Below are 26,876 nucleotides of genomic sequence, written 5' to 3'. Positions count from 1 at the left end.
CGGCCTCTTTACCCGCATGGCTGGTAAAATCGCAGCATTGACGTTCATGCAATATGTCAATTTCGTTAATCATCGTCCGATTGGAAAGATAAAATATTCTCTAATCTAATTCAACCAACAGGTTAATTTATCATTCGGTAATTTCGACATTGTTACCTTCCGGGTCGAGTATAGTACTCTCATAAAATCCATCACCGGTAAGCCGAGGTTGTCCTATAACCGTATATCCATCGGTTTGCAAACGTCGGGTAAGCTCGTCGACAGCTTCTCGACTACCTACCGATATAGACAAATGGGCCAAACCTTTCACTTGGCCTCGGTTGAAAGGCATATCTAAAATATCAGGACGATTCATTAATTCAAGACAAGCTGTTCCCTCATCAAAAGATAAAAAATAAGAAGTAAATTTCTTGGATTCATTGACATATCTGTCATTGCATAAAGCGCCGAAATATTTCATATAAAAAAGACGAACCGATTCGATATCGTCTGCCCATAGTGCAACGTGATTAAGTCTCATATGAATGTGTAATTTCTGTACAAATGTACATTACTTATCTATATTACAAATTCTCATCGATTAAAAAAAATTAAAAGAATAACGATTATCATGTGATTTTCATTTTGTTTTTTATTATTATTTTTGCAGAAAAATCTCAAATCATGAAAAAGATAGTATTTTTATTTCTAATTTGTATGCCGATATGCCAGGTTGTATCGGCTCAAACCTTAAAGAAGCAGAACCAAATGCTGAAAGATTCCATCGGTATTATGCACAAAGTAATCGATGAAAAGTCTTCGGTAAATAGTGCTTTATCGAAAGACAACAGTACACTTAAAAATCAAAATGTATTACTAAAAGCCAGTAAAGACTCATTGATTAAAGAGCAGAAAACACTTCTCGGTAAATATAAAAATTTATCAGAAGAAAACGATTTATTAAAAGATTCGCTTTTTATATATCGGGGCCAAAATAAAACATTGAATTTACAAGTAGATAGCCTTAATACAAAAATTGAGAATCTTACCGAAGAAATGAATACAAAACTTGATTACATGGCTAAACAAGAAAAAATTTGGGGAAGAAAAAAATACTTCAATATTTCTTATGGTATGCCTTCATTAACCCGGGGTAATGGCTTAGAAAAATTAAATAGTGATTTTGCTGTGGCTATAAACCGAGGGAATACTTATTATTTGCACAAAAAGCCTCTTTTCGGAATGTTGAAATTCGGATTGGATTGGACAGTCTTCGATATAGCAGCAGCAAAATATACCGTAGAAGAAAGTGATTTTGAAGACGGCGGAGATATTTATAAAGCTGAAATCGGAATGCAGTTTGGTCCTTCTATCACGATTAATCCGGTCGATTTCTTAAAAATAAACGTATATTTCCGTTATGATCCGACTTTCTCCGTCGCATATAATCAAGACAGTGATTTCCTGATGAACTATGGATCTTATTTTAATACAGGTTTAGCAGCTTCATACAAAGTTATATCTCTTGGTGCTGAATATCGTTGGGGTACGACTTCGTATAAGATAGATGAAGAAAATCAAGATTGGAAAGTATCAGGCGCATACCTATATGTTAGTTTCCGATTCTAATCTGTATAATTTATTATAGAGGCACAGCCGATAGGATTCCTTCTTATCGGCTGTGAATTTTTCGAACAATTTGCCAATATATAGATTTTATATCTGTATCTTGGGCAGATATAGCAAAACTACCGGTCTCTATGCGGCAATTGATACAGGGAGTACAAATAACTTCATCTTGAAAAACAAATCCAATTCGTTTCCCTATCGAATGCTCTGTTGCGTCTGCCCACTTTTCTACACAATCAGCAGCTACATGGCCCGTAATTTGATATATGAACTTACCTTTTAAGTTTTCTGCCGAATCTAATTTTATTTCTTCAAAATCATTAATAGTTACGATAGGTTCTAAAGAAATACTGTCTTCTACACGATCGGTGATATAATACCACCCATTTGGTCGCTCGTTTTTTTTCGGATTGCAGACACTCAACAAAAAGAGACATAAAGGAATACAAATAAACCTATTCATCATACAAATTGTAATCGAGGTAAAAGTACGTAAAACTTGGTTTACACCAAAGCATAAAATTTACATTTAGTACAAATGTACTATATTTCTCTGAATAGCTTTACCTCGTATTTCAAATTATTGGCAAAACAATTTAGAGATAAAGAATGTTTAAAAATAAACTGACATTTTATAGCCAGCTTTATACTCATAATAACAAAGATATCTTGTTAATATTAAAAAATTAAGTATATTTGAATTCTGACAATTATAAATGCATTTCTTTTTATACTTTATTCCCATCTCAATTAAACATAACAAAAAAATGAAAAAATTACTTTCTTTATGGATAACGGTTGTTATCATTCTATTTCAAGTTCAAGTCTCAGAAGCTTGTACCGGCATTACTTTAACAACAAAAGATAATTCTATGATTCTTGCCCGAACAATCGAATGGGGCGGCAGCGATTTAAATAGCCAATATGTTGTCGTTCCTCGTGGTTACGAACAGTATTCCTATATTCCCGGAGGAGAGCGATCGGGAATGAAATTTACAGCTCGTTACGGTTATATCGGGTTATCCGTCGAACAAAAGGAATTTGTGGCAGAGGGACTAAACGAGGCTGGACTATCTGCCGGATTATTTTATTTTCCCGGATATGGTCGATATGAAGACTATGATTCCAAACTGAAAGATTCCAGTATAGCCGATTTACAATTAGTATCATGGATATTGGGAAACTTTTCAACGGTAGACGAAGCTATGAAAGCTATAAAAAAGATACACATCGTGCCGATTGACCCGAGAGCCTCAACCGTTCATTGGAGAATGGCAGATATTACAGGAAAGCAAATCGTATTGGAGATTGTTGATGGTCAACCTAATTTCTATGAAAATACATTAGGAGTACTTACCAATTCTCCCGGTTTTGACTGGCATATGACCAATCTGAATAATTACATCAATCTTTATCCCGGGACTACTAATCCGAGGACACTCGGAAATATAAAACTTTCCTCATTTGGTGCAGGCAGTGGTTTCCTCGGCATTCCCGGTGATGTCACTCCCCCATCCAGATTCATACGTGCCGCTTTTTACCAGACTTCTTCTCCACAAAAAGAAACAGCGATAGAAGCTGTTATACAGAGCTTTCACATTTTGAACAACTTTGATATACCTATCGGTATAGAGTTTTCTGAAAGTGAAACGCCTATCGATATACCGAGTGCCACACAATGGACATCATCGACAGATCTTACACACAGAGTTATCTATTATCGTACTATGTATAATAGCGACATTCGTTGCATAGACTTGAAAGCCATCGATTTTAATCGTGTAAAATATCAAGCGGTTCCACTCGATTTGATAAAACAGCAACCTATACAGCCGGTACGAATCAATTGATCAATACTCGGTATACTTTGTAAATGTAATCACAAAAAGACCGTATCTATCATAACGATATGGTCTTTTTCCATTTTGGAAATATCGCCTTTATATTTGAATTTAATAATTAATTATAAATCAAATAATTATATAAATTTCAAACTATGGTATTTTAATTGCAAAGTATAAAACGAAAACTCTGTAATAGAGACATGTGAGAAATGGAAAAGCAGAAAATGGATCGTAAACAAGAAAAATTCAAAATCTTGAAATTCGGAGGAACTTCATTAGGAACCGTCGAGAGAATCAAACATGTAGCAAATCTTATTTGTAATAATGAGTTGAATCTGGTCGTACTATCGGCAATGTCGGGCACGACCAATTCATTAGCAGAAATAGCCTCATTACTATTTAATGGAGATATCGACGGTGCACAACGTGACATTGAGTGTTTGAAAAGCAAGTATATCGAAGTCGCCGATAAGCTCTATCTTTCTGCAAAGAGCATAGAAGAAGCTAAAAAGTTTATTCTGTGCTCTTTTTCATCGCTACAAACAATAGCTCAATCTCCCATTTCTTCAAAACAAGAAAAAATTATACTGTCACAGGGCGAATTACTGATAACTCGACTGATGCATATTTATTTGAAAGAAATTGGAATCGTATCGGTTCTGCTTCCTGCGATTGAGTTCATGCGTACCGACAGAAACGGAGAGCCCGATATACACTTTATCAAAAGGAATGTATGCAAATTATTAAAACACTATCCCAATAATCGTTTGTTTATTACGCAAGGTTATATTTGTCGTAACGTATCCGGTGAAATAGACAACTTACAACGAGGCGGTAGCGATTATACTGCATCATTATTGGGTTCTGCCTTGAATGCATGTGAGATACAAATATGGACCGACATAGACGGACTACACAACAACGACCCAAGAGTAGTATCGACAACTGCACCAGTGCGTACTCTGACTTTTGACGAAGCCTCCAAACTCGCTTATTTCGGTGCAAAGATTTTGCATCCGACATGTATCCTTCCGGCCAAATTAAAAAATATCCCTGTAAGGTTACTCAACACTATGAATCCCCAAGCTCCGGGAACGCTTATTTCCGATACTGCCGACACCGGGAAAATAAAGGCTGTTGCAGCCAAAGATAACGTAACTTATATTAAGTTGCGCTCTCATTATAAAATACCGTGTTACCGTTTCCTCGAAAAAATATTTCACTGCTTTGCACAATCCCATACACCTATCGATTTGGTTGTAACGTCTAATGTGGAAATATCTTTATCAATCGACAATAAGATACATTTGCCGAAAATAATCTCTATGCTGGAACGATATGCCGATGTTTCGGTCGAAGATGATATGGTAATTATTTGTGTTGTGGGTGATCTGAAATGGTATAATGTGGGCTTTGAACATCAAATAGTCGAAGCCTTAAAAGATATTCCTGTACGAATGATCTCTTACGGAGATAACTGCGATGTGTCGTTCGTTATGCGTCGTGATGATAAAAAGCGAGCTTTGGAAGCACTTAGCCAACGTGTCTTTTCTTAATAAATAGCAAAATAAACCTGTTAAAACGGGTGATAAAGTCAGACAAAAAAGGTCATTCTGAAAATGAATGACCTTTTTCTTATAAAAATAATTTTAATTCTACTAATTTACATCTTTCACTCCCGCAAGTTCCGGGTCGATCATAATACGTCCGCAATATTCACAAACGATAATTTTCTTACGCATTTTGATATCGAGTTGTCTTTGAGGTGGAATACGATTGAAACACCCTCCACAAGAGTCGCGTTGAATATAAACCACTGCCAAACCATTGCGTGCGTTCTTACGAATTCTCTTAAATGCAGACAACAAACGAGGCTCTACTTTATTTTCAAGTTTCTTGGCCTTTTCCCTCAGCTTTTCTTCATCTTGTTTGGTCTCCGAAACAATTTCATCAAGTTCGCTTTTCTTTTCATTCAAAATATGCTGGCGATCCTGTAAAATCTCCTCCGAAGCTGCGACTTCATTACTCTTGGCCTCTTGTGCTGCGATAAATTCATTGATACGTTTTTCGCACAATTGAATTTCAAGCGTTTGATATTCGATTTCTTTCGACAGAAAATCAAATTCTCGATTATTCCGCACATTATCCTGCTGCTTGGTATATTTCTCTATAAGCGTTTGGGCATTTTGTATTTCTACTTTTTTAGCCGACACAGCAGCTTTAAGGTCTTCTATTTCTGTATGAAAGTTTTTGATACGAGTTTCAAGACCTGCAATCTCATCTTCAAGGTCTTGAACTTCAAGAGGAAGCTCACCTCTCAATGTTTTTATTCTATCGATTTCCGAAAGAATGGTTTGCAAATCATACAGTGTTTTCAACTTCTCCTCCACTGTATATTCTTTCTCTGCTTTTGTTTTGTCAGTAGCCATACTTTACAAATAATTTATCGGATTTGTATCTACCTGTGTAGAATGGATTGCAAAGGTAGGGAATTTTTTTTGAATTATCTCACAAAAAATTTCTTTTGTATATTGTTCGCTCTCATAATGACCGATTTCGGCCAATAGTATATGAGATTCAAATTCGAAATAGTCGTGATAACGAATCTCTCCTGTAACAAACATATCGGCTCCGGCTATGACAGCTTTTGTCATCAATGAGGCTCCGGCTCCTCCACATAATGCTATTCGTGAAATTTTTCGGTTATGCAACGGAGAATGTTTTACGCAACCGGTCTTAAAAATTTCTTTCAGCTTTTCCAAGACCAACACTTCATCGACAGGTTCCGGTAAGGCTCCTACAACACCGCTCCCGACTTGTTCCCATCGGTTGGATAACGGAATCAAATCGAATGCCGGTTCTTCATACGGGTGGCTCCTTTTCAGCGCATCGATAACCGCTTCTTGTACATGTATAGGAACTATCACTTCCAAGCGCGTCTCTTGTTCCCGGTGAAACTCCCCTATCGTACCGCAATATGGATTAGCATAGGTTCCCGCACGAAACGTCCCTGTCCCTTCTTGTCCGAAACTACACTTGTCATAGTTTCCTATATGACCGGCTCCTGCTTCAAAAAGAGCGCTTCTTACGCTCTCGACATGAGTCGAAGGTACATAGGTAACCAATTTTATCAGTCGGCCGCATAACGGGTCTAAAACTCGAATTGAGGTCAATCCCAGTTTCCGAGCCATTCTGTAAGATACCCCCTCCGGGGCATTGTCGAGATTGGTATGGGCTGCATAAATGGCTATGTTGTGTTGAATAGCTTTAATGACAATCCTCTCGACATAACTATTCCCCGTTATCGATTTCAATCCCTTGAAGAGTAAAGGATGGTGAGATACAATCAAATTATATCCCATAGAGATAGCTTCGTCGACTACGGCTTCCGTGACATCGAGACAAACAACCGCACCCGAAACCGATTGAAACCGACCGCCCACTTGCAATCCTGCATTATCATAGGATTCTTGCCAATTCAATGGAGCGACCGATTCTATCGCCTTTATGATATCGTTAACTATTATCACGAATCTCTAATTCTTCGGGTTCACTTTTATACATAGTTCTTCTAACTGGGATTCCGCCAAAACAGAAGGTGCATTAAGCATAACATCTCGACCGGAATTGTTTTTGGGGAATGCGATGCAGTCTCGTATAGAATCTAATCCGGCGAACATCGAGACTAGACGATCCAAACCGAACGCCAAACCTCCGTGAGGCGGTGCTCCATACTTGAATGCATTGATTAAGAAACCAAACTGATCCAATGCTTGCTCTTCGGTAAATCCCAGCAAACGGAACATATGGTCTTGCAATTCACTGTCGTGTATACGGATAGACCCGCCACCCAATTCGACACCGTTGATAACCATGTCGTAAGCGTTCGCTCTGACGGCTCCGGTATCGCTATCCAATAGAGGAATATCTTCCGCTTTCGGGGAAGTAAACGGGTGATGCATGGCATAGAAGCGCTGGGTCTCCTCGTCCCATTCGAACAAGGGAAAATCGATAACCCACAAGGGTGCAAACGTATCTTTATCCCGCAACCCCAAACGAGAGCCCATTTCCAGCCGCAGCTCACAAAGAGCCTTACGGGTTTTCATCGCAGGACCAGCTAATATCAACAACAGGTCGCCTGGTTTTGCACCGAATCTTTCGCCCCACTTTTTCAAATCGTCTGCCGAATAAAATTTGTCGACCGATGACTTTGGCGTGCCGTTTTCATCGAAACGGACATAGACCAACCCTTTGGCTCCTATTTGTGGACGTTTGACGAACTCGGTCAATTCATCGAGTTGCTTACGGGTATATGTCGCACACCCTTCGGCACAGATACCGCCCACATACTCGGCACTATCGAACACCACAAAATTATGTCCTTCGGTTAAATCTTTCATTTCAACGAATTTCATACCGAAGCGCATATCGGGTTTATCGCTGCCATAGTATTTCATGGCGTCGGCCCATGTCATACGCAAAAACGGTTCGTTGAACTCAATGCCACGAATCTTTTTGAACAGGTGTTTAATCATACCTTCAAAAATATTCAAAACATCTTCTTGCTCGACAAAAGACATTTCACAGTCTATCTGAGTAAACTCGGGCTGACGGTCTGCCCGTAAATCCTCGTCACGAAAACATTTCACGATTTGGAAATAACGGTCGAATCCCGATACCATCAATAACTGTTTCAATGTCTGGGGTGATTGAGGGAGCGCATAAAACTCTCCCGGATTCATTCTTGAAGGCACTACAAAATCACGAGCCCCTTCGGGAGTAGACTTGATCAACACCGGCGTCTCCACCTCCAAGAAGTTCAATTCGTCGAGATAACGGCGAACTTCGAATGCCATCTTGTGACGTAATTCGAGATTACGGCGTACTACCGATCGTCTCAAATCAAGATAACGATACTGCATACGAATATCGTCTCCTCCGTCCGATTCGTCTTCGATAGTAAAAGGCGGTGTCTCTGCGGTATGCAACACGACCAAATTTTCGGCTATGATTTCTATTTCACCGGTCGGCAGATTGGCATTTTTGCTTGACCGTTCCGTTACCGTACCGGTCACCTGTATGACATACTCACGCCCCAATTTATTCGCTTTATCGCATAAATCGGCATCTGTTTCTTGATTAAAGACCAACTGTGTGATACCATATCTGTCTCGCAGATCGACAAATGTCATTCCGCCCATTTTGCGACTGCGTTGTACCCACCCTGCCAACGTTACCTTTTGGCCGACATGGTTCAACCGCAATTCTCCGCACGTATTCGTTCTATACATTATTATATGATTTATTTTCGTTGATTATACTCCGACATTCTTATGAAAAATTATCTTTGCAAAATTAAAATAAAACATCGGTAAACAAATATGATTCCTTAAAGAATTTGATAAAAATATGGGAGCATAGTTGTGGATATAAAAAAAAGCTGTAAATTTGCAGCACCAAAATCGAGAAACGATTAATGGGATTCGGGGTGTAGCGCAGTCCGGTTAGCGCACCTGCTTTGGGAGCAGGGGGTCGTGGGTTCGAATCCCGCTACCCCGACAAAATATAAACACTGATTATCAAATGATTTTCAGTGTTTTTTCTTTATATATTTCATCAAAAAATATACTTTCAATCGATACATAAATTATCGACGTTTCGTATATTTTTGTTGTGCTTAGGTGCGTTTTGTTTCAAAACCGTGCAAATTCCGTGCAAAAAAACTTGGCAAATATGGCTTCTACAAATCGTACTTAGACACACATCAAAAAAGAAAGATTGAATATCACCACTCAAATCGAGATTCAACCATTGGAATAAACATGCAATTCAAAATTCCTATTCACTATTTCCTTCCACTTTGATAAAATTTACAAAGACCACGTTTACAATCTCTTATAAAAGAAGGGCAAAAAATAATTTAGATTAGGTAAAAATTCTAGGATTATTTTACAAAATAATCAAAAACAAATCCTTATATTTGTATCATACAAGTGAATAAATTCGTGGTGGCGATTGCCATTTCGGGTGGTTTGACATAGGCCTCCGATCCATAATAAAATGCAAATAGAGTTTTGCATTTCACGAATTTATTCACTGTTCTTTTTATTATCGTGTATTATGGTCGGAGGCTTTTATATAAAAAAGTTATGACTAAAATTAAATGGTTTCAACTTAGATTATTTAGAACAATTCGTCATCAAATTTGTTCAATAGACATGATTGATATAGAAACATTTACAAATATATTCCGATTGCTCAACCACGTTGACCGGTCAATCATTGAAAAATATATACAAGGATATTCTATAAAATCTATTGCTGATGAATTCGAATATTCCAAAGCATTTGTGTCCGAAAGAATCTATGTATTCCGGAACGAATTAAAAAAAGAAATTTCCAAAAAACAGAGTAAAGTTAAGAATTAAAATAAATCTGTCCTATTTTTTTCTTATCAAGTTCATAAAAAGCGTATTAAAGCCTTTTCTTATCGATTTGCGACCCAGAAAATAAAAACGAAATCGTACATTCCGTTTCTTCTACTGTCGTATTATCGACCGTCATGATGCATGAATCGACAAGGGGAATAAATTGCTTCCGAAAAACATAAAAAAGAAAGGTTACCCGATATCACATCGGATAACCTTTCGAGAGAGGCAGTCTTTTCAGACTGTTATTAACCTGAAACAATCTTCTTTATTTCTTAAACATCTTCTGGCTACGTACCACATTGCCTTTCTGCATCTTCACTACATACATAGCAGAAGACAGATCGGAGACATTCACAGATTCGGGATTGTTGTTTACGTATTTAACCAACTGTCCATCGACCGTATATATCCAAGCCTTATCTACAAGGGTATGTCATGTATTAATAATGATTATATAATATCATAGAATAAGCTTAATCCCTAGTGAAAAATGGAATTTTTTTTGCTCCTTTGAAGAAAATAGTAGTAAAACCGATTGAAATGGTTTATAAACAAATACAAATTACCCCAAAGATTGCACTTTTTAGAAACTATCTATGATTTTCTCCCAAACAGCATTTCTTATTTATTATCGGAATCTCTATCCGGCACAGAACCGTCCCTTTCCGTATTACGTTTAATATCTAAATATTGTCACAAAAAAGGCGTATTTGAAGAAAAAAGAGTACTTTTGCGGACTATTCCATTCTCATATCAGGATTATTGTGTATTTACTATACAAAAAGTTTCTTGACTTTATGATAAAAATTTCATTTGAAAATATTCGGCAAGCCGCTAAAAATATCGGCAACTATGCTTTACGGCTTAGTGAAAAGATTCGTCGTGTTTCTCCTCGGGTATGGTTGTACGTGGGGGCAGGTATTCTCCTATTAAGCGGAGGATTATATTGGTTACTGCGTCCCGCACCTCCGGGTCCCGACCTACCGATAGTCGAAGTCGAGCCTGTTGTTACGGACGATGTGGAAATTTACGGGGAATATGTAGGCCGCATTCGTGCTCAGCAATTCGTTGAAATAAGGGCCCGGGTAGAAGGGTTCCTTGAAAAAATGCTCTTCGATGAGGGTACTTATGTAAAAAAAGGACAACCCCTTTTTATAATCGACCCCAAACAGTATCAAGCTCGAGCAAATAAAGCCAAAGCTCAGCTAAACAAAAACAAAGCGTTGGCATTGAAAGCCGAGAGAGACTTGGAGCGCATCAGACCTTTGTATCAACAAAATGCAGCCAGCCAACTCGATTTAGATAACGCCATCGCTTCTTATGAAAGTGCAAAAGCCGAAGTAGAGATGAGCGAGGCCGATTTAACCCAAGCCGAAACAGCATTGGGTTATACGACTGTGAGCTCCCCTATCTCGGGATATATATCGGAACGTAACGTCGATATAGGAACACTTGTCGGCCCCGGCGGACAATCGTTATTGGCTACGGTCGTAAAGAGCGATACCGTTCGTGTCGATTTCAGTATGACCGGACTCGATTATTTGAAAAGCAAAGCCCGTAACGTTAATTTAGGGCAAAAAGACACGACCCGAACGTGGGAGCCTTACATTACTATTACTTTACCCGACAATTCGCCTTATCCTCAACGGGGAATAGTCGATTTTGCCGATCCACAAGTCGATCCTCAAACCGGTACATTCTCAGTAAGAGCCGAAATGCCCAACCCCGAACATATATTATTACCGGGGCAGTTCACCAAAGTAAGGTTACTGCTCGATGTTCGGGAAGCGGCAGTCGTAGTCCCCAATAAAGCAATCGCTATCGAAAAGGGGGGCGCTTACATATTCGTCGTAAGAGCCGATAGTATTGCAGAAAGGCGTATGGTCGAATTGGGACCGGAAGTAGGAAACAATGTCATTATCGAACGAGGTTTGGTTCCCCACGAAAATATAGTGGTCGAAGGATTTCATAAACTCACTCATGGAGATAAAGTTATCCCCTCGACTTATCGGGCAGAACAAGAAGACCATTCTAAAAACTAGTATGTTATGAAATCGGACTTCTTTATCGACAGACCCATATTTTCAATTGTTATTTCAATTGTTATCGTTATCGTCGGTGTATTAGGTCTTTTTTTACTCCCGATAGACCAGTACCCCCAAATTGTTCCTCCGGTAGTCAAAGTATCGGCCTCCTATCCGGGAGCTAGCGCACAGACGGTCACCCAAGCTGTCGCCACTCCCATCGAGCAGGAATTGAATGGTACGCCCGGCATGCTCTACATGGAATCAACGAACAGCAATTCAGGAAGTTTTTCGGCAACAATCACATTCGACATATCGACCGACCCGGATTTAGCTGCCGTTGAAATACAAAACCGCGTGAAACAGGCCGAAGCTCGTCTCCCGGCCGAAGTAGTACAAAACGGCATTTCCGTGGAAAAACAGGCTTCCAGTCGATTAATGACTGTCACTTTGCGCTCTAACGATCCGAAATTCGACGAAATATACCTCAGTAATTATGCTACGCTCAATGTGTTGGACATGTTGAGACGGGTCAAAGGAGTGGGTAGCGTATCGAATGTCGGTAGCCGTTATTACGCTATGCAGATATGGGTTCAACCCGACCGCTTGGCTAATCTGGGACTTACAGTGGACGATTTACAAAAGGCATTGAAAGACCAGAATCGGGAATCGGCCGCCGGAGTATTGGGTCAGCAACCGATTTCCGACATCGATATAACGACTCCTATCATAGCACAAGGGCGATTATCTTCCGTAGGAGAATTTGAGGACATTGTCATACGGGCTAATCCCGATGGTTCTTTGATTCGTTTGCGCGATGTCGCTCGCATCTCTCTCGAAGCACAATCTTACAACACGGAAAGCGGAATAAACGGAGGTAACGCAGCCGTACTTAACATCAACATGCTACCGGGAGCCAACGCTATGGAGGTCGCTGAATCTGTGAAGAAAGAGATGGAGGAGATTAGTCGTAACTTCCCGGAGGGTATTACTTATGAAATTCCCTTCGATATGACCTCTTATATTTCCCAATCTATAAACGAGGTTTACCATACGCTTTTCGAAGCCCTGATTTTGGTTATCTTGGTTGTATTTCTCTCGCTACAAAATTGGAGAGCTACACTTATCCCGGTTATAGCTGTACCTATTTCGTTGATAGGAACATTCGGAATCATACTTGCGTTCGGATTCTCGCTCAATATGATGACCCTTTTGGGTTTAATCCTTGCTATCGGAATCGTGGTCGACGATGCCATAGTCGTAGTCGAGAATGTAGAGCGAATCATGAATGAGGAACATCTTAGTCCCTACGAAGCTACCAAAAAAGCCATGCAAGGATTGGGTAGTGCCATTATCGCTACCTCGTTGGTGTTATGTGCCGTATTCGTCCCGGTCAGCTTTTTGGTCGGTATTACAGGTCAATTGTATCGTCAATTCACGATTACTATTGCCGTTTCGGTCCTTATTTCGACATTAGTCGCACTAACTTTGAGTCCCGCCATGTGCGCGTTATTGCTCAAACCGGATTCAGGAAAAAAGAAAAACAAACTCTTTCGTTACATAAACTTATGGCTAGCACGAGGCAATAGACTTTACGAGAAACTCATTCGAAAAGGATTGAAGCATGCTCGTAGAGTAGTAGCGGCTTTCGGTATATCTCTGATAGCGATATGGGTTCTTAACGAAATAGTTCCTCAAAGCTTTATGCCACAGGAAGATCAAGGGTATTTTACCGTTGAGTTAGAATTACCGGAAGGCGCTACATTGGAAAGGACACGACATGTAACCGAACGAGCCATGAACTATTTAATGTCTCGTGAAGACGTAGAGTATGTACTCAATGTGACAGGATCTAGTCCCCGTGTCGGTACGAACCAATCTCGAAGTCAATTAACGGTTATTCTAAAACCCTGGGAAGATCGCAAATCGTCGAATCTCCGAGATATTATGGAGGATATTCGCGAAGAATTAAAAAAATACCCCGAAAGTAAAGTTTATTTGAGTACTCCTCCCGTTATTCCGGGATTAGGTAGTTCGGGCGGTTTCGAAATGGTGCTCGAAGCACGAAGCGATGCGAGTTATGCCGATTTACAACGAGCCGCCGACACATTACTTTATTATGCCTCTCAACGAAAAGAGATAAGCGGTTTATCGTCTTCTATTCAAAACGATATACCTCAGCTTTATTTTGATGTAGATCGGGACAAGGCCCAAATGCTCGGAGTAAAAATAGCAGATATTTTTTCAACGCTCAAAACATTTACGGGGTCGATCTATGTGAACGATTTCAATATGTTCAACAGAATCTACCGTGTATATATCCAAGCCGAAGCACCGTATAGGGCACATAAAGATAATTTGGGACTCTTCTTTGTCAAAGGAAGCAACAACGCCATGATACCTATTACCGCTCTTGGTACAACCTCGTATACAACAGGTCCGGGGACCATTCGTCGGTTCAATATGTTCACCTCCACAACCATATCGGGAGAAGCGGCCCCGGGTTATAGTTCGGGACAAGCGATGGCTATACTCGAAGAAATAGCAAGCAAGCATTTGCCTAAAAACATTGGCGTTGAATGGAGCGGACTTTCCTATCAGGAAAAACATGTAAGTGGTCAGACAGCCTACATATTGGCCTTAGCATTACTTTTTGTCTTCTTATTCCTTGCAGCTCAATACGAAAGTTGGTCTATCCCAATAGCAGTTATATTATCTCTTCCGATAGCAGGAGTCGGAGCCTATTTAGGAAACTGGATATGCGGCCTTGAAAATAATATTTATTTCCAAATCGGCTTGGTTATGTTGGTGGGATTAGTCGCCAAAAATGCAATTCTTATCGTAGAATTTGCCAAAGACGAAGTTGAGAAAGGAAATAATGCAGTGGATGCTGTAATCAAAGCCGCACACTTACGATTCCGCCCTATCGTAATGACCTCTTTGGCCTTTATCTTAGGAATGCTACCTCTTGTTTTTGCCAGCGGTCCGGGATCGGCCAGTCGCCAAGGTATCGGTACTGGTGTGTTTTTCGGTATGATTGTGGCGATTACCGTAGGTATTATTTTTGTTCCCCTTCTTTTCGTATGGGTTTACAAGTTAAAATCTAAAATGATGAAACGATGAAACAGATGAAAGTTTTCATATATATATTTGTGACAGCATTCATTTTAAGTAGTTGTTCTATACAAAAACGCTGTCAGGCTCCCGAACTGAATTTACCAGATGAAATTATTGCGGGAGAAAACGATACATTAACCATTGCCGATATGTCATGGTGGGAACTCTATTCCGATTCAACTCTTAGTAATTTAATCAAAAAGACATTAAGAAATAATCGGAATATGCAAGCCGCAGAAGCTCATATCAGGCAAATGGAAGAATTATACCGCGTGAGTAAAGCCTCCCGTTGGCCGACTATCGGAGCTCAACTTTTCGCCGATCACGAAACCAATGATTATTACGGTGAAAAGTTTAAAAAAAGCCCCGAATTTAGTCTTAAAGCCTCATTAGGTTGGGAAATAGACCTATGGGGTAGCCTACGTTGGGGAAAAAGAAAGGGCGCGGCAGAGTACTTGGCCTCAGTGGAAGCTGCACGAGCCATGCAAATGACCCTAATTGCCGAAACAGCGACTGCCTATTTCGAATTAGTTGCATTGGATCAAGAACTTGAAATTGTTTTACAAACCGTAAAAACTCGTGAAGAAAGTGTCAATCAAGCCCGATTACGATTCGAAGGTGGTCTCACTTCCGAGACAGCTTATCAACAAGCGCAAGTAGAACTGGCCAGTGCTTCGGCTCTTATCCCCGAGTTGGAGCAAAAAATCGCATTGAAAGAAAATCAAATTGCGGTATTAGCCGGAGAATATCCGTCGAAAGTGGAACGAGGAGAATTCGACTTAAATGTAAGTTGGCCAGAAAATATACCTATCGGGCTTCCCTCCACCCTACTCCAACGAAGACCCGATGTGCGTCAAGCAGAGCAACAGCTACAAGCCGCTATGGCGGCGGTAGGAATTGCATATGCCGATCGGTTTCCACGACTGACTATAAGTTTAGTCGGAGGGCTTGAAAACGACGAATTAAAAGGATTTTTCGAATCTCCATTTTCCTATGTGTCTGGCAATCTCGTAGCTCCTTTATTAACCTTTGGAAAGAAGAAAGCCCAATATAAAGCGTCATTGGCAGCCTATGACGAAAAACGTTTCGCCTATGAACAAAAGGTTCTTGAAGTTTTCCGAGAAGTAAATGATGCCGTGATAACTTATCAGAAAAAAAGACGAACATCGGAACTTCAACTCAATCTTTTTGAAGCAGCTCAAAAGTATGTAGATCTAGCACAATTACAGTATTTCAACGGAGTTATTCGTTACATCGATGTTTTAGATGCCCATCGAAATTTTTTCGATGCTCAAATCGGTTTGAGCAATGCTGTAAGAGACGAGTATCTTGCTATGGTGAATTTGTATAAAGTATTAGGTGGCGGCTGGGGAACAGACCCAATTTAAGCGAGCAAATTTTTCTATAAATAGATAGAGCCGGGGGATTATAATCCCCCGGCTCTATCTATTTATATCCATTTTTTATCAGCAAAGTTTACGTGCCCCATCGGCAATCACGACATCATAAACTTTGGGAAGACGACCGAATTTTGTCTTATATTCTGCTTTGGCTTTTTCCACAAACGCATCATACAATTCGTCCTTAACTAAGTTTATCGTACAACCGCCAAATCCACCTCCCATCACACGAGAGCCGGTCACGCCACACTCTTTGGCAATATCATTTAGGAAATCGAGTTCTTCACAACTTACCTCATATAATTTACTCATTCCATGATGAGTCTCATACATCTTCTGCCCTACTGTCTCATAATCTCCTTGTTCAAGAGCATCGCATACGTCAAGGACTCGTTGCACTTCACCGATCACATATTCTGCACGCATATAATCCTCGGCAGACACCTCTTCTTTTACCTCGTCTAACATAGACATATTGGCATCTCTCAGGAACTCTACATGCGGGTGTTTCTTTTGTATGGCGGCAACCACATTCTCGCACGATTTGCGTCGGTCGTTATAAGCGGAAGATGCCAACTCATGCTTTACGACAGAATCAAGCAATACGAGTCGGTAACCTTCGGGCTTGAACGGGAAGTATTGATATTCCAACGAACGGCAATCCAGTCGTATCAGATGACCGGCTTTACCGAACACCGAAGCAAATTGGTCCATAATACCGCAATTTACACCACAATAGTTATGCTCGGTAGCCTGTCCGATTTTAGCCAATTCGAATTTGTCGATGCCACAGTTGAACATATCGTTCAAAGCGAAAGCATAAGTACTCTCCAATGCAGCCGACGAAGACATACCTGCCCCCAGAGGAACATCGCCGGCAAATGCTGTATTAAATCCGACTATTTTACCGCCTCGTTTAATAATCTCGCGGCACACACCGAATATATAACGAGCCCAGCTGGCACGGGGAGCGTCTTCCTCGTTCAATCCAAACTCTACATAATCTTTTAAATCTATCGAATATGCGCGGACTTTATCCGTCCCATTAATTTTAAGTTCTGCAACCATTCCTTTATCGATGGCTCCCGGAAATACAAATCCACCATTGTAATCTGTATGCTCTCCTATTAAGTTTATACGACCGGGAGAGGCATATACCGACCCGGTAGAGCCATCAAAATGTTTGATAAAACGACTTCTTACAAATTCTATATCCATAATACTAAATTAAATAATTGTATAACTTATATGATTATTTCTCTCGAACCGAAAATTTAAACTGTGTATGACTTTCGAATTTTTCATGAGGGCGTAAGATAACGGAAGGATAATTTTCATGATTAGGGCTATCTGGAAAATGTTGAGTTTCGAGACAGATAGCAGCTCTCATCGGATACCGTTTCCCATTTTTCCCGATAAAATTTCCTGTCATCCAATTGGCTGTATAAAGCTGTACACCGGGCTCTGTCGTAAAGACGTCCATCACGATCCCGGTTTTGGGCGAAACACACTCTGCACAAAATGAAAATTCACCGCTCCGCTTCTTATTCAAAATATAAGTATGATCGTAACCTTTTCCATAAACCAGTTGTTCAAACGGCTCGTTTATACGGCTACCGACTTCATAAAGTTTACGAAAATCCATCGGGGTTCCCTCTACCGCCGACTTCTCTCCGTAAGGTATAGCCGTATCATCGGTTGGTAAATAGTAATCGGCATCAATGCATAACAGATGATCACCGATGTAAGGATCTCCCGCACCCGACAAATTAAAATACGAATGGTTTGTCAGATTAACGATGGTAGGTTTATCGGTTTCTGCATAGTAAGTTATATCAACGGCATTATCGTCAGTTAATTTAAATATGACCTTCACTTGCAGATTTCCGGGAAACCCTTCTTCACCGTCAGGAGACAATCGGGAAAATTCTATTGTTTGTTTATCCAATTGATTGGCATCCCAAACATGAAAGTTGAAGCCTTTTACCCCTCCATGCAGACTGTTAGGCCCATTGTTTATCGCTAATTTATCATACAAAACTCCATCGACCGTGAATTTTCCTTTTGCAATACGATTGGCATATCTACCACAAGTCGCTCCAAAATAAGGTTCCTCCGATGTAAGGTATTCCTGTATGTTATTATGCCCCGTAACCACGTCTATCATCTTCCCATTTTTATCGGGAACCATTAACGAAACGATACGCGCGCCATAATTAGTTAGGGTCAATTCGCACCCATTTTTATTAACCAAGATATAGAGACCGGTTTGTTTACCATCGACTAAGCCTTGAAAATGTGTTGGATTCAATCCTGAAAGAGTCATATCCATATTCTTCTTTTTAAGGTTAACTAAATTTGTTGATTGTGTAAAGTTAACGTTATCTTTTTTTCTTGCAAAGATTTTTTTATGGTTTTGCATAAAATTATCAGAGAAGAAAATTTTTAACGGATTTTTCACTACATCTCTCCTCTCCCGATTCACATCTGCATATCGAGCGATTCATAAAACCCGTGACGCAAATCTGTATCTGATTAAACATACTTATTGAAACTCATTTTTCCTTCGTTCTTAACACCTCTCATAGACTTGCACATAACTTCTAAATATCTCGGCTCATATTCATAAAATCCAACCCGGTGTTTCGTCAAGACTTTGCCGATCTGGATTTTCACCTATGTATTCGATTAAATCCCGTAGACGAGAGCCTATTCTTTTATCCTCCATTATTATCTTATATTAATAATTTTATGGGTTTGAAGTGAAAGCCTCCATCGGGGGTGGCTCTTAATGTATTCGATAGCTGCGGTAAGATTGTTTTCATTTTTTATCTCATCATTGACATCACAAGGTTGCAAGCTACAAAAACACTCATAAGCTGTGGCGATTTTTTCATACGGTTCCATATCTTGTCCCTGATAAACGACTTTGATTTCATTCATACGCTGTATTTTCACAGGAATCGTTTTAGGAGAGCAAGTAATCCAATCGATCGACCGTTCCAAATCGGTATCTAATGCGATTGATCCGTTGGTTTCGATTTGGACAAATTTCCCGACTTCATGCAATCGGTCGACAAGCGAATGCGTAAGTTGTAAAGTGGGTTCCCCTCCTGTAATAACTACATGTTTCGCAGGATAATCAGAAATAGCCTTTACAATCTCTTCTTCTGTAAAAATAGTATAATCCTCATGTTTTGTATCACAGAAATCACAATGCAAATTACACCCCGCTAACCTCACAAAAATCGCAGCCGTACCTGTAAACACACCTTCACCCTGTAATGAGTAAAAAATTTCATTTACTTTCATCTGTCAATATTTTCATTTTCAAAATCGTCGATTTCGTAAATAGCCGTATTTCCACCACTTTCTTGAACTTTGGTTTTATAACATTCGGGAATCTGATCCGTAATCCATTTCGCTATGTTTTCAGCGGTCGGATTAAAAGGCAGCAATTCATTCAGATTCCCATGATCAAGATAGCCATGAATCTTATCTTTAATATGTTTAAAGTCACAAACCATACCGTCTTGATTCAGTTCTTTCGCTTTACAATAAACCGTAATAATCCAGTTATGGCCATGTAATTTTTCACATTTACTTTCATATGAAAGGTGCAAAGAATGCGCGCCTGCAATTTCCATTGTCTTAGCTACGTAATACATTATAACTTAACCGTTTTATTCGTTATTAATCCTCGTATTCTGTCTGATCTTCAATCCCGGCATCCCGAAGAGCCTCTTTGCGTTCTACACAAGTACCGCATTTCCCGCAATGTTTCTCCCCTCCTTTGTAACAAGACCACGTTTCGGCATAGTTCAAATTCAACTTTTTCCCCCGACTGGCAATTTCTGTTTTTGAAATATCGGTATAGGGAGCAAAGATGCCAATATTCTCATAAGTTCCCGAACGCATAGCTTTATCCATAGCTTGGATAAACTCCGATCGACAGTCGGGATAAATAGCGTGGTCTCCGCCATGATTAGCAATGAGAACTTGTTTCAAGCCATTGCTTTCTGCGATACCGCAAGCAATTGATAACATAATGCCATTCCGAAACGGGACAACCGTACTTTTCATATTTTCATCGGCATAATGTCCCTCCGGTACAGAGTCGCTACCGTCCAACAACGAACTTCTGAAATATTCTTTCATAAACGCAAGAGGTATTACTATATGCTTTATTTTTAACCGCTCGCAATGAATACGAGCAAACGGTATTTCTTTATGGTTATGATTAGCTCCATAATCAAAAGAAACAGCTAATGCTATGCGGTCGGCACACTCATACAACAAAGTAATACTATCCATACCGCCAGATACTACGATCAACGAATCTTTCATATTTTCTATTCTTATATTCGATTGCAAAGATAATGAAAGGTAAGAGTAGGATAAAACGGACAAGTTCGTTTTTCGTACCTATTTTTGTATTTCTCACAAAGGGGGGGGACGTGCAAAGCCAGAGTTGAAACACGCTTTATTTAATTATTCAATGCAACCTATCTTTACAGGTTGTAAAGATAAATTAAATCCATATTCCTCTTATAGGATTTCTTGCGCAAGCCATTAAAAAAATCGCTATCTTTGTAGATACGAAGATGGGATTCGGTTCGGCATAGTCAAATCGGAAATGAATTTTCCGTTTGTCTCTGCGCTCACCTTTTATTATCTTTGCCAAAAGTAAAGATAAAATTGAATATCGCAATGAAAGCAAAAACACGTGTTCGCATTATCTTTTTTTGTCTAACCGTCTCTGCCATAGGCCTCCCTTTAATATTGATTAGCACCCCTTCTATCCATCAGCATTTCGAGCCTGAAAATATAGCCATATCTTTCGTCGAAAATCTATCCAACGCTAACTTCCAAGAAGCTAAAAAGCTATCGACTCCCGAGTCGGCCGAAACACTATATTTGTTTGAGACCTTAGTCGGGAATCAATCCGATGAATTAAAAAACACACCCACTCATTTCAATATTTCTTATTCTGAGATGAATACTTCACAAGATACCCTGTTCGTACAAGGGAAATTATTTTTCTCACATAAACACAAACTCATACGAAAAATTAATCTTACTTTGGTTAACCGTAGAGGAAGCTGGTTGGTCGATTGTCGTGACAATACTATTTTCTGATATTCACGGAACGAATCGAACCAACAGAACCATACCGCTGTTAAAATCATATTCATCTTATTAAATTTCAAGACATGAACAAATTTCAAGATATTATCGCAGGTGATACCCCGGTTCTAGTAGACTTTTTTGCAGAATGGTGTGGTCCCTGCAAAATGATGAAACCAGTCCTTGAAGAATTGAAAAAGAAAATGGGGAATAAAATCATTATACTAAAAATAGATATCGATAAAAATATTTCCTTGTCTTCGGAATATAGAATACAGTCAGTCCCTACCCTTGTACTATGGAAACAAGGCGAAATCATTTGGCGACAATCTGGTGCCCTGTCGTTAAACGAATTAGAACAAATTCTATCGTCTTATATACGATAGTTTCATAAGATTGTCACTTTTTTATACGATCTAGACAACTGAATACGAAAACAGGTTATACTTCGATATATCCAACTAAACTTGTTTCTGTTCCAACCTTATATTATCTTTGATAAAAGTCCTCAAAAGATTACTGGTCGAAAAGAAAAAAGAACTTATTCGTTTTATCTTTCTCTTGCCTTACACTATCTTTGCAAAAATGCGAAAATAGGCGGCACTCGACATAACCAAATAAATTTGTTTCTGCCCTCGTTTGCACTATCTTTGCAGCGCATTAAAAAGAAACTATGAGATCGAATCTGTATCTGAAACTATTCATATCATTTTTTAAAATAGGTGCGTTCACATTCGGAGGCGGTTGGGCTATGATACCTCTCATTGAAAGAGAAGTCGTGGATAAACAAAACTGGATTAAACGGGAAGATTTTGTCGACGCACTTGCCATTGCACAATCATTGCCCGGAGTTTTGGCGGTGAATATATCCATATTGATCGGAAACAAATTGCGAGGATTAAAAGGTTGTCTCACGGCGACACTCGGTACAATTCTACCCTCTTTTCTAATCATCTTGGCTATTGCAATCTGGTTTGTTCAAACGTATGACAATCCGGTAGTCGAGCGTATATTCAAGGGTATAAGACCAGCAGTGGTCGCACTCATCGTGTCTCCGGTATTCAGTACGGCTAAAACAGCACGTATCAATATTAAAACGGTTATTATTCCCATTATAGTGGCATTATCAATCTGGTTAGGAGGGGTTTCCCCCATTTGGTTCGTCTTGTTAGGAGCTATCGGTGGAATACTTTACTGCAATCATGTCATCGCCAGTTCAAAACAAAAGAGTAATAAAGAAGAAAAATAGCCATGTGGATCGTATATCTCAACTTATTTTGGGCCTACCTAAAAATCGGACTATTCGGTTTTGGTGGCGGATACGCCATGCTCTCTCTCATTCAACACGAAGCGGTAGAAGTCGTTCATTATGGCGAAAGCCAACCGTGGCTTACCCCGACCGAATTTACCGATATCGTAGCTATTTCTCAAATGACTCCCGGTCCCATAGGAATAAACAGTGCTACTTATGTAGGATATGTAGCTGCCGGTAATAGTATTTGGGGGTCGATAATCGCCACATTTGCCGTATGTTTGCCGTCTTTCATTTTAGTCTTATTAGTGAGCCGTTTTATACTTAAACATAAAGATAACATTACTATCAAAAGCATATTTTCCGGACTTCGTCCTGTGGTTGTCGGTCTGATAGCTTCTGCCGCACTCCTCCTCATGAATAAGGAAAACTTTCCAGACTATACAATAAGTATCGGTATTGCAGTAATCTCATTTGTTCTGGTACACTATGCGAAAATACACCCCATACTCGTTATCGTATTGGCTGGTATTTCAGGATATGCCTTATACTAAATATGAAATATGAATTATGAATTACGAAGAAACATTGGAATATTTATATAAACAACTACCCGTTTTTCAACAAATAGGAAGTGCCGCTTATAAACCGGGACTGCAAAATACCGAAGCGCTGGACAAATATTTCGGATATCCCCATCGAAAGTTTCACACCATACATGTTGCCGGGACCAACGGCAAGGGATCGGTATCGCATCTATTAGCCGCTATTCTGCAATTAAACGGATATAAAACTGGATTATATACCTCTCCGCATCTTATCGATTTCAGAGAACGTATCCGCATCAATGGAAAAATGATTTCCAAAGAAGATGTTATTCAATTTGCAGAGAAACACCTTGCATCTACACTCCATATCCAACCATCATTTTTCGAACTCACCATGATGATGGCGTTTAACTACTTTGCCGAAAATCAAGTAGATGTCGCTGTTATCGAAGTCGGATTAGGCGGAAGATTGGACAGTACAAATATCATTACTCCTGATTTATGTGTCATTACCAATATCAGCTATGACCATGTGCAAATGCTCGGAGACACCCTGCCGAAAATAGCCCGAGAAAAAGCAGGTATTATAAAATCCGGAATACCGGTCGTGATCGGTGAAGCTCAGGGAGAGGTGAAGCAAGTATTCATCGATCGAGCGAAAGAGATAAAAGCCCCCATTATATTCGCAGAGGGACAAATTCATTTCCGGTCGACCCAACGGAATGACAAAGGTTGGGAATTCGATTCTCCCGAATTTCCGCACCTTTTCGGGGAGTTAAGCGGGCTATGTCAGGAGAAAAATGCAGCTACCGTTCTGACAGCAGTCGGCCAATTACGAAATTTAGGATACAATATCTCCCACCAATCGGTCTATGATGCTTTCGCCCATGTCACCAGTCTTACCGGTTTAATGGGGCGATGGCAACAATTGGAATCGTCTCCCCGACTAATTTGCGACACCGGGCACAACACCGGAGGCATACAATATATAGTTCGACAGTTGCAAAACGAATCTTATCAAAACTTGCGTATTATCATCGGTATGGTCAATGACAAAGACATTTCGGGAGTTTTGGCTATGCTCCCCCAAAATGCCGTTTACTATTTCACCCGGGCCTCGATACCTCGCGCTTTACCCGAGGAAAGACTGTACGAATTAGCAATAAAAGCAGGATTGACAGGGAAGTGTTATCCGTCGGTTCAACAAGCTGTGGAAGCGGCGAAAAAAGAAAGCCGCCCCGATGATCTGATCTTCGTAGGCGGCAGTACATTCATCGTGGCCGACTTGCTAAAAACTATGCTTTCACAGCAATAACCTCTATTTCGACTAATGCTTGTTTCGGTAATTCTTTAACTGCAAACGCCGACCGAGACGGAAATACGGACCCGAACTGCTCGGCATATATTTCGTTCATTTCTCCGAAAAGAGACATATCGGCCAACAGCACGGTCGTCTTTACAATATGTTCGACCGAATAACCGGCCTCCGCCAAAATAGCTTTAATGTTCGCAAACGCTTGACGAGTTTGAGCTTTGATGCCCTCAGGCATTATTCCGGTTTTGGGGTCAATGGGCAATTGACCCGAAAGGAAAATCATATTTCCGGTTTCAACAGCTTGACTATAAGGTCCGATAGCAGCCGGAGCAGATGTCGTAGAAATTACTTTTTTCATATCACTCATTATTATTTAATTTATGGGAAAGCACTCGGCTTTCTTCTATTTTCAAATCTTTCAACGCAATACTATCACCCTTCTCTTCCATAAGCCTACGGGTATCTATTATAGCCGCCCATTCCTTTGGGAAATCGGCTTTTAAATTACAGATAAAATCCTCGTCTCCTTCTCTGTCGATGGCTCGCAATAAATAGCCCAAAGTCAATCGGCTGATGTCTACCGCCGGTTGATATGCAGGAACCCTCTCTTCTTCCGACAATGTCTGCGAAATAATATTCACCCGTTCCAATTCATCGACGGTACGCTCTACCAACTGTATGGGAATAGCATAACGTCTCGATATCTGTCCTTTGGTCATCGGCGGAAGTCCCTCCTTGAACCGATGGACAATAACTGTGGCTATGACTAATATAATATAATCGGAATACCGACGAGATATATCGTTGGTCTCTTTTTCGAAATTGAAATTTACTACATTTTGAGATGAGTAAGTCAACACAGCACCAAACAGACAAATCAACCATGAAAATTGCATCCAAATGAGCAACAACGGCAAAAATGCGAAACTCCCGTAAATAGCATTATATTTCGATACCCAAATTTGGCCCGAAATATATATAAATTGAAAAATCTGAAATACCGTACCACAAATAAGCCCAGAAATAAACGCATATTTGAACTTAACCTTTGTATTGGGTATAAAAATATAAATAGCGGTAAAGAACAAAGCGGTAAGTATATATGGAGCTAATCGAAAGACCCAACGCAGCAAAGGGCTCATAAAATCGAATAGAACCGAAGAACTGAGCATGGTTGACATAAACAAAGAAAATCCGCTCGATGCAACCATCAAAATAGGCAAAATCAAAAACATCGAGGTATAATCGGTAACCTTACGATAAAACGATCGACCGCCTTGTACCTGCCAAATATCATTGAATGCTTTCTCTATATTGGATAACAAACTTATCAAAGTCCACAAAAGGAAACAAAGGCCTATCCCCACGAATACTCCACCTTTCATCTGATCGAGATACTGGTCGACGAACCCTAACATATATTCCAATGCATTGCGTTGCGCCGGGAAATAATCGAACAACTGACTTTGTATAATATGTTGGAATCCGAATCCCTTACAAATAGCAAATAACATAGCCAACGCAGGCACGATTGCCAAAATCGTACTAAACGTCAAAGCGGAAGCCTTTTCCTGCAACTTTTCATTTAAGAAACAGCGTACCGACAAGTTCAATGTTTTAAGAATATGAATATGGAGCTTATACTCGGTCACATGCCATATATCGACCGAGACAAACTGCCATAACCGTTTTATCAAAAGGCTGGCGCGGGCAAAAAAAGAGGGCTTGTTTTTACGCTGAACCATAGAATATATCGTACAGAAAACTTCTACAAAAAAATACAGCAGGCCTGTAAGCCGGGTTATGTACTCTCGAAAGAGTGTCTGTCATTTATCTCGACCTTGTGTCACCACAAGGCTCTAGCGGTTTACCCCCCGGCATCGGGCGAGCAACCCTACAACGCCGGTATACATAACCTTACAACCCATAAGACGTACGGCATTCTACATTACTGTAAAACCCGGTGAGCTCTTACCTCACCTTTTCACCCTTACTGCTTTCGCAGCGGTTATTTTCTGTTACGCTACTCCACTCTCGCGAATGGCTTCCCGTTAGGAAATATGGTGCTCTATGTTGCCCGGACTTTCCTCTCGCATCATACGAGCGACAGACCGTCCTGCTGTACGTTACAAAGATACGATAAAAATGGCAAAGACAGAATACTGTCAGTATGATTTTTAATCTTGTAAATTTTAACGGACAATATGACA

At 40.0% G+C, this 26,876-nt stretch carries 24 protein-coding genes, 1 tRNA gene, 1 other RNA gene and 1 pseudogene; 13 read left to right on the top strand and 14 right to left on the bottom strand.

Annotated features, from left to right (window positions below; all coding sequences use genetic code 11):
* Window positions 1–109 (top strand): annotated as a pseudogene (locus NBH06_RS12020) (IS982 family transposase); the annotation flags it as partial.
* Window positions 110–130: 21 nt separating this feature from the next.
* On the opposite strand, the gene NBH06_RS12015 reads toward NBH06_RS12020, so the two are convergent.
* Complete coding sequence (locus tag NBH06_RS12015) at window positions 131–520, bottom strand: VOC family protein (protein ID WP_046412886.1); 390 nt, start codon at window positions 518–520, stop codon at window positions 131–133.
* A 143-nt stretch (window positions 521–663) separates the two neighbouring features.
* Between NBH06_RS12015 and NBH06_RS12010 the strand changes: the two genes are divergently transcribed.
* Window positions 664–1,608 (top strand): hypothetical protein, encoded by a 945-nt coding sequence (locus tag NBH06_RS12010; protein ID WP_021892561.1) that lies wholly within the window; start codon window positions 664–666, stop codon window positions 1,606–1,608.
* A gap of 43 nt (window positions 1,609–1,651) precedes the next feature.
* Here the strand turns inward: NBH06_RS12010 and NBH06_RS12005 are convergent, their stop codons facing one another.
* Window positions 1,652–2,074 (bottom strand): SecDF P1 head subdomain-containing protein, encoded by a 423-nt coding sequence (locus NBH06_RS12005; protein WP_250794544.1) that lies wholly within the window; start codon window positions 2,072–2,074, stop codon window positions 1,652–1,654.
* A 301-nt stretch (window positions 2,075–2,375) separates the two neighbouring features.
* Between NBH06_RS12005 and NBH06_RS12000 the strand changes: the two genes are divergently transcribed.
* Entirely contained in the window at window positions 2,376–3,458 is a 1,083-nt protein-coding gene (locus NBH06_RS12000) for a linear amide C-N hydrolase (protein WP_250794540.1), read from the top strand.
* Window positions 3,459–3,661: 203 nt separating this feature from the next.
* Complete coding sequence (locus NBH06_RS11995; protein ID WP_229037036.1) at window positions 3,662–5,008, top strand: aspartate kinase; 1,347 nt, start codon at window positions 3,662–3,664, stop codon at window positions 5,006–5,008.
* 102 nt (window positions 5,009–5,110) lie between these two features.
* On the opposite strand, the gene NBH06_RS11990 is transcribed toward NBH06_RS11995, so the two are convergent.
* From NBH06_RS11990 to aspS, 3 genes are read right to left on the bottom strand one after another with little or no spacing between them, the layout of a single operon-like run.
* Window positions 5,111–5,881 (bottom strand): zinc ribbon domain-containing protein, encoded by a 771-nt coding sequence (locus NBH06_RS11990; RefSeq protein ID WP_008862094.1) that lies wholly within the window; start codon window positions 5,879–5,881, stop codon window positions 5,111–5,113.
* Window positions 5,882–5,884: 3 nt separating this feature from the next.
* Window positions 5,885–6,979 (bottom strand): Nif3-like dinuclear metal center hexameric protein, encoded by a 1,095-nt coding sequence (locus NBH06_RS11985; RefSeq protein ID WP_046415502.1) that lies wholly within the window; start codon window positions 6,977–6,979, stop codon window positions 5,885–5,887.
* 9 nt (window positions 6,980–6,988) lie between these two features.
* Window positions 6,989–8,743: an aspartate--tRNA ligase gene (gene aspS / locus NBH06_RS11980; protein ID WP_155012446.1), complete on the bottom strand. Its 1,755-nt coding sequence runs from the start codon at window positions 8,741–8,743 to the stop codon at window positions 6,989–6,991.
* 193 nt (window positions 8,744–8,936) lie between these two features.
* Here aspS and NBH06_RS11975 point away from each other — a divergent pair.
* Window positions 8,937–9,011 (top strand) — tRNA-Pro (locus NBH06_RS11975).
* 1,137 nt (window positions 9,012–10,148) lie between these two features.
* Here the strand turns inward: NBH06_RS11975 and NBH06_RS11970 are convergent.
* On the bottom strand, window positions 10,149–10,292 hold the full coding sequence (locus tag NBH06_RS11970) for a T9SS type A sorting domain-containing protein (RefSeq protein ID WP_302788681.1): 144 nt from the start codon (window positions 10,290–10,292) through the stop codon (window positions 10,149–10,151).
* A 391-nt stretch (window positions 10,293–10,683) separates the two neighbouring features.
* Here NBH06_RS11970 and NBH06_RS11965 point away from each other — a divergent pair, with 391 nt between their 5' ends.
* Genes NBH06_RS11965 through NBH06_RS11955 form a run of 3 tightly spaced genes read left to right on the top strand, consistent with a single transcriptional unit; the run spans window position 10,684 to window position 16,412 of the window.
* On the top strand, window positions 10,684–11,925 hold the full coding sequence (locus NBH06_RS11965) for an efflux RND transporter periplasmic adaptor subunit (RefSeq protein ID WP_250794550.1): 1,242 nt from the start codon (window positions 10,684–10,686) through the stop codon (window positions 11,923–11,925).
* A gap of 6 nt (window positions 11,926–11,931) precedes the next feature.
* Window positions 11,932–15,030, top strand: a complete 3,099-nt coding sequence (locus tag NBH06_RS11960; RefSeq protein ID WP_250794538.1) for an efflux RND transporter permease subunit — start codon at window positions 11,932–11,934, stop codon at window positions 15,028–15,030.
* Window positions 15,027–16,412 carry an efflux transporter outer membrane subunit gene (locus NBH06_RS11955; protein ID WP_250794536.1) on the top strand — a complete coding sequence of 462 codons (1,386 nt, stop codon included), beginning with the start codon at window positions 15,027–15,029 and terminating at the stop codon, window positions 16,410–16,412. Before NBH06_RS11960 ends, NBH06_RS11955 begins: the two co-directional genes overlap by 4 nt.
* Before the next feature lie 78 nt (window positions 16,413–16,490).
* Here NBH06_RS11955 and galK read toward each other — a convergent pair whose 3' ends face one another.
* The 5 genes from galK to queC all read right to left on the bottom strand — a co-directional run bounded on the left by galK (window position 16,491) and on the right by queC (window position 20,771).
* Window positions 16,491–17,642 carry a galactokinase gene (galK, locus tag NBH06_RS11950; RefSeq protein ID WP_250794534.1) on the bottom strand — a complete coding sequence of 384 codons (1,152 nt, stop codon included), beginning with the start codon at window positions 17,640–17,642 and terminating at the stop codon, window positions 16,491–16,493.
* 34 nt (window positions 17,643–17,676) lie between these two features.
* A complete protein-coding gene (locus tag NBH06_RS11945; RefSeq protein WP_195331201.1) occupies window positions 17,677–18,756 on the bottom strand; it encodes an aldose epimerase family protein in 1,080 nt (359 codons plus the stop codon).
* Window positions 18,757–19,154: 398 nt separating this feature from the next.
* On the bottom strand, window positions 19,155–19,736 hold the full coding sequence (locus tag NBH06_RS11940; RefSeq protein WP_250794532.1) for a 7-carboxy-7-deazaguanine synthase QueE: 582 nt from the start codon (window positions 19,734–19,736) through the stop codon (window positions 19,155–19,157).
* Entirely contained in the window at window positions 19,733–20,092 is a 360-nt protein-coding gene (locus NBH06_RS11935) for a 6-pyruvoyl trahydropterin synthase family protein (RefSeq protein WP_021892548.1), read from the bottom strand. Before NBH06_RS11935 ends, NBH06_RS11940 begins: the two co-directional genes overlap by 4 nt.
* Before the next feature lie 25 nt (window positions 20,093–20,117).
* The gene (queC, locus tag NBH06_RS11930) at window positions 20,118–20,771 is read right to left on the bottom strand and encodes a 7-cyano-7-deazaguanine synthase QueC (protein WP_046412273.1); all 654 of its coding nucleotides are present in this window, start codon (window positions 20,769–20,771) and stop codon (window positions 20,118–20,120) included.
* A gap of 363 nt (window positions 20,772–21,134) precedes the next feature.
* Here queC and NBH06_RS11925 point away from each other — a divergent pair, with 363 nt between their 5' ends.
* From NBH06_RS11925 to NBH06_RS11905, 5 genes are all read left to right on the top strand, one after another.
* On the top strand, window positions 21,135–21,563 hold the full coding sequence (locus NBH06_RS11925; RefSeq protein ID WP_250794530.1) for a hypothetical protein: 429 nt from the start codon (window positions 21,135–21,137) through the stop codon (window positions 21,561–21,563).
* A 74-nt stretch (window positions 21,564–21,637) separates the two neighbouring features.
* Window positions 21,638–21,937 carry a thioredoxin gene (gene trxA, locus NBH06_RS11920; RefSeq protein WP_008862110.1) on the top strand — a complete coding sequence of 100 codons (300 nt, stop codon included), beginning with the start codon at window positions 21,638–21,640 and terminating at the stop codon, window positions 21,935–21,937.
* Between the two features lie 287 nt (window positions 21,938–22,224).
* On the top strand, window positions 22,225–22,800 hold the full coding sequence (locus NBH06_RS11915) for a chromate transporter (protein ID WP_250794527.1): 576 nt from the start codon (window positions 22,225–22,227) through the stop codon (window positions 22,798–22,800).
* An 8-nt stretch (window positions 22,801–22,808) separates the two neighbouring features.
* Window positions 22,809–23,357: a chromate transporter gene (locus NBH06_RS11910; protein WP_195331231.1), complete on the top strand. Its 549-nt coding sequence runs from the start codon at window positions 22,809–22,811 to the stop codon at window positions 23,355–23,357.
* A gap of 16 nt (window positions 23,358–23,373) precedes the next feature.
* The gene (locus NBH06_RS11905) at window positions 23,374–24,666 is read left to right on the top strand and encodes a bifunctional folylpolyglutamate synthase/dihydrofolate synthase (RefSeq protein ID WP_250794525.1); all 1,293 of its coding nucleotides are present in this window, start codon (window positions 23,374–23,376) and stop codon (window positions 24,664–24,666) included.
* Here the strand turns inward: NBH06_RS11905 and NBH06_RS11900 are convergent.
* The 3 genes from NBH06_RS11900 to rnpB all read right to left on the bottom strand — a co-directional run bounded on the left by NBH06_RS11900 (window position 24,647) and on the right by rnpB (window position 26,789).
* Window positions 24,647–25,024 (bottom strand): RidA family protein, encoded by a 378-nt coding sequence (locus NBH06_RS11900; protein WP_008862114.1) that lies wholly within the window; start codon window positions 25,022–25,024, stop codon window positions 24,647–24,649. The genes NBH06_RS11905 and NBH06_RS11900 overlap by 20 nt on opposite strands.
* A gap of 1 nt (window position 25,025) precedes the next feature.
* On the bottom strand, window positions 25,026–26,411 hold the full coding sequence (locus NBH06_RS11895; RefSeq protein WP_021892541.1) for a YihY/virulence factor BrkB family protein: 1,386 nt from the start codon (window positions 26,409–26,411) through the stop codon (window positions 25,026–25,028).
* A gap of 31 nt (window positions 26,412–26,442) precedes the next feature.
* Window positions 26,443–26,789, bottom strand: an RNA gene (gene rnpB / locus NBH06_RS11890) — RNase P RNA component class A.
* Between the last annotated feature and the right edge of the window lie 87 nt (window positions 26,790–26,876).

This window comes from Barnesiella sp. B2-R-119 (assembly GCF_023656675.1).
Lineage (GTDB): Bacteria > Bacteroidota > Bacteroidia > Bacteroidales > Barnesiellaceae > Barnesiella > Barnesiella intestinihominis.
The sequence above is the reverse complement of the archived record's forward strand: the minus strand, read 5'-3'. Positions and strand labels throughout refer to the sequence as shown.